Below are 3,750 nucleotides of genomic sequence, written 5' to 3'. Positions count from 1 at the left end.
CCCCACGCCCGAAGGCGCTAGATCCTAAGTCTAGTGCGTCTGCCAGTTCCGCCACACCCGCATATTTAATTATCGTACAATAAATGGTGAGCCATGAAGGACTCGAACCTTCGACCCTCTGATTAAAAGTCAGATGCTCTACCGACTGAGCTAATGGCTCGAGGGTGGTGCCGGAGAAAGGAATCGAACCCTCAACCTACTGATTACAAGTCAGTTGCTCTGCCAATTGAGCTACTCCGGCGTCTGTATGGTGGAGGATGACGGGATCGAACCGCCGACCCTCTGCTTGTAAGGCAGATGCTCTCCCAGCTGAGCTAATCCTCCGTTATGTATGCCCAGCGACGTCCTACTCTCGCAGGGGGAAGCCCCCAACTACCATCGGCGCTAGAGAGCTTAACTTCCGTGTTCGGGATGGGAACGGGTGTGGCCTCTCTGCCATCATCACTGGACCTGTGTTTTGAAAGACAAGATTTATTATAGCAACTCTCACGAGTTTTACAACCCTTTTTATCGGGCTGCCGCCATTTTCTGTTCTCTCAAAACCGGATAACCGACATTGAATTTTTTTGGGTTAAGTCCTCGATCGATTAGTATTCGTCAGCTCCACATGTCGCCATGCGTCCACCCCGAACCTATCCACCTCATCGTCTCTGAGGGATCTTACTCACTTGCGTGATGGGAAATCTCATCTGGAGGGGGGCTTCATGCTTAGATGCTTTCAGCACTTATCCCGTCCACACATAGCTACCCAGCGGTGCCGTTGGCACGACAGCTGGTACACCAGCGGTGTGTCCATCCCGGTCCTCTCGTACTAAGGACAGCGCCTCTCAAATTTCCTGCGCCCGCGACGGATAGGGACCGAACTGTCTCACGACGTTCTGAACCCAGCTCGCGTACCGCTTTAATGGGCGAACAGCCCAACCCTTGGGACCGACTACAGCCCCAGGATGCGATGAGCCGACATCGAGGTGCCAAACCTCCCCGTCGATGTGAACTCTTGGGGGAGATAAGCCTGTTATCCCCGGGGTAGCTTTTATCCGTTGAGCGATGGCCCTTCCATGCGGAACCACCGGATCACTAAGCCCGTCTTTCGACCCTGCTCGACTTGTGGGTCTCGCAGTCAAGCTCCCTTCTGCCTTTGCACTCTGCGAATGATTTCCAACCATTCTGAGGGAACCGTTGGGCGCCTCCGTTACTTTTTAGGAGGCGACCGCCCCAGTCAAACTGCCCGCCTGCCACTGTCTCCCTGGCCGATGAGGCCAGCGGGTTAGAAGTTCAATACAGCCAGGGTAGTATCCCACCAGCGCCTCCGCGTAAGCTGGCGCTCACGCATCATTGGCTCCTACCTATCCTGTACAGGCTGCATCCAACTTCAATAGCAGGCTGCAGTAAAGCTCCACGGGGTCTTTCCGTCCTGTCGCGGGTAACCTGCATCTTCACAGGTACTATAATTTCACCGAGTCTCTCGTTGAGACAGTGCCCAGATCGTTACGCCTTTCGTGCGGGTCGGAACTTACCCGACAAGGAATTTCGCTACCTTAGGACCGTTATAGTTACGGCCGCCGTTTACTGGGGCTTCGGTTCGCACCTTCGCATTGCTGCTAAGCGCTCCCCTTAACCTTCCAGCACCGGGCAGGCGTCAGCCCCTATACGTCACCTTACGGTTTTGCAGAGACCTGTGTTTTTGCTAAACAGTCGCCTGGGCCTATTCACTGCGGCTCCCTCAGGCTCATCACCCGGGGGAGCACCCCTTCTCCCGAAGTTACGGGGTCATTTTGCCGAGTTCCTTAACGAGAGTTCACTCGCTCACCTTGGGATTCTCTCCCTGCCTGCCTGTGTCGGTTTGCGGTACGGGCACCTCCCGCCTCGCTAGAGGCTTTTCTTGGCAGTGTGAAACCGGGGACTTCGGGGACTTGCCCCTTCGCCGTCACAGCCTGGCGTTTCCGGGAATGGGATTTGCCTCATTCCCCGCCTCACTGCTTGGACGTGCATGACCAACAGCACGCTCACCCTATCCTCCTGCGTCCCCCCGTTGCTCGAACGGCGGGGAGGTGGTACAGGAATATCAACCTGTTGTCCATCGTCTACGCCTGTCGGCCTCGACTTAGGTCCCGACTGACCCTGAGCGGACGAGCCTTCCTCAGGAAACCTTGGGCTTTCGGTGGAAGAGATTCTCACTCTTCTTTCGCTACTCATACCGGCATTCTCACTTCTAAGCGCTCCACCGGTCCTTCCGGTCCGGCTTCGGCGCGGCTTAGAACGCTCTCCTACCATTGTCCATGCGGACAATCCGCAGCTTCGGTAATCCGTTTAGCCCCGGTACATTTTCGGCGCGGTGTCACTCGACCAGTGAGCTATTACGCACTCTTTAAATGATGGCTGCTTCTAAGCCAACATCCTGGTTGTCTGGGCAACGCCACATCCTTTTCCACTTAACGGATATTTGGGGACCTTAGCTGGCGGTCTGGGCTGTTTCCCTCTCGACGACGGATCTTATCACTCGCCGTCTGACTCCCAAACCTCTGTCGCTGGCATTCGGAGTTTGTCTGAACTCGGTAACCCGGGATGGGCCCCTCATCCAAACAGTGCTCTACCTCCAGGACAGAAATGGCTTGAGGCTAGCCCTAAAGCTATTTCGGAGAGAACCAGCTATCTCCAGGTTCGATTGGAATTTCTCCGCTACCCACACCTCATCCCCGCACTTTTCAACGTGCGTGGGTTCGGGCCTCCAGTGAGTGTTACCTCACCTTCACCCTGGACATGGGTAGATCACCTGGTTTCGGGTCTGCGACCCCTTACTCTGTCGCCCTGTTCAGACTCGCTTTCGCTGCGGCTCCGCCTTCTCGGCTTAACCTTGCAAGGAATCGCAACTCGCCGGTTCATTCTACAAAAGGCACGCCATCACCCGTTAACGGGCTCTGACTACTTGTAGGCGCACGGTTTCAGGGTCTGTTTCACTCCCCTTCCGGGGTGCTTTTCACCTTTCCCTCACGGTACTGGTTCACTATCGGTCACTAGGGAGTATTTAGCCTTGGGAGATGGTCCTCCCGGATTCCGGCGGAATTCCACGTGTTCCGCCGTACTCAGGATCCACTCGGGAGGGAACGGAGTTTCGGCTACAGGGCTGTTACCTCATCTTGCGGGCCGTTCCAGGCCGCTTCGCCTACTCCGTTCCTTTGTGACTCCCGTGTTGAGTGTCCTACAACCCCAGGAAGCAAGCTTCCTGGTTTGGGCTGTTCCCGTTTCGCTCGCCGCTACTTGGGGAATCGAGGTTTCTTTCTCTTCCTCCGGGTACTTAGATGTTTCAGTTCCCCGGGTGTGCCTTCGCCTGCGCTATGTATTCACGCAGCGATCCCGCCCCATTACAGGCGGGGGGTTTCCCCATTCGGAAATCTCCGGATCGACGCTTACGTACAGCTCCCCGGAGCATATCGGTGTTAGTGCCGTCCTTCTTCGGCTCCTAGTGCCAAGGCATCCGCCGTGCGCCCTTTCTAACTTAACCGCAGTTAAAAAGAGACCACAAATTGTGATTTCTTGGGTTGTTGCTTTCAATGTCGTGTTATCCAGTTTTCAAAGAACAGATGGATCAAATGGTGGAGCCTAGCGGGATCGAACCGCTGACCTCCTGCGTGCAAGGCAGGCGCTCTCCCAGCTGAGCTAAGGCCCCGTATTGGGAATTTCAAGAAGATGGTGGGCCTAAGTGGACTCGAACCACCGACCTCACGCTTATCAGGCGTGCGCTCTAACCAG

The 3,750-nt window shown here is 55.7% G+C and carries 4 tRNA genes and 2 rRNA genes; all 6 read right to left on the bottom strand.

Going from position 1 to position 3,750, the window contains the following annotated elements:
* Nucleotides 1-84: 84 nt before the first annotated feature.
* Nucleotides 85-160 (bottom strand) — tRNA-Lys (locus CCE92_RS01355).
* A gap of 5 nt (nt 161-165) precedes the next feature.
* Nucleotides 166-241: transfer RNA gene (locus CCE92_RS01350), tRNA-Thr, on the bottom strand.
* 7 nt (nt 242-248) lie between these two features.
* Nucleotides 249-324, bottom strand: a tRNA-Val gene (locus CCE92_RS01345).
* 9 nt (nt 325-333) lie between these two features.
* A 5S ribosomal RNA gene (gene rrf / locus CCE92_RS01340) occupies nt 334-449 on the bottom strand.
* A gap of 118 nt (nt 450-567) precedes the next feature.
* Nucleotides 568-3,502, bottom strand: a 23S ribosomal RNA gene (locus tag CCE92_RS01335).
* A gap of 89 nt (nt 3,503-3,591) precedes the next feature.
* A tRNA-Ala gene (locus tag CCE92_RS01330) sits at nt 3,592-3,667 on the bottom strand.
* Nucleotides 3,668-3,750: the final 83 nt, after the last annotated feature.

Source organism: Indiicoccus explosivorum, from assembly GCF_002167005.1.
Taxonomy (GTDB): domain Bacteria; phylum Bacillota; class Bacilli; order Bacillales_A; family Planococcaceae; genus Indiicoccus; species Indiicoccus explosivorum.
Note: the sequence above shows the minus strand (reverse complement) of the source record. Positions and strands in the feature narration are given on the sequence as shown.